We start from the raw sequence: 506 nt of genomic DNA on the forward strand, positions 1-506 counted from the left end.
TGATGTCGACCCGTTCGGTAAGCCGCCGCTTCTGGTAGTCCTCGACGAAACGTTCCATGGCTGTCCCTTAGCCTGTGTGCCCAAACGCGTTTGAACGACAGAGATCGCAGGAGGGAAGCTAGGAAGCCTTGCTTGCGTGGAACTTGCCCGGCCCTCGCCGCGCCCTCGATCTGCGATAACCAGACTGATACGGAAGCGGCCGACTCACAGAAGCCAACGAAAGACTAGCATGCTGCCTCTGGCGCGCCAGAGATGCAGATCGCTGGATGGAAGAAATATTGGACTTGCCAGGAACTTGGGCAGGGACTTGGATTGTCAGCCGAAGTCCAGCACCGATTCTAGACGGTAAGGAACTTGCGGACGTCAGCCCGGTCTAGATCTTCCGCCGGGCCAGTATGGACGATCTGGCCCCGGTCCATGATGTTGACCTCGTCGGCGAGCTCGCGGCAGAAGTCGAGATATTGTTCGACCAGCAGCACCGCGATACCAGCCTGGTCGCGCAAATA

At 58.5% G+C, this 506-nt stretch carries 1 pseudogene; it reads right to left on the bottom strand.

The features are described 5' to 3' along the window. Positions 1 to 338: 338 nt before the first annotated feature. A pseudogene (locus ACWTU8_RS32275) lies at positions 339 to 506 on the bottom strand (ABC transporter ATP-binding protein); the annotation flags it as partial.

It is taken from the genome of Mesorhizobium sp. BHbdii (assembly GCF_053848045.1).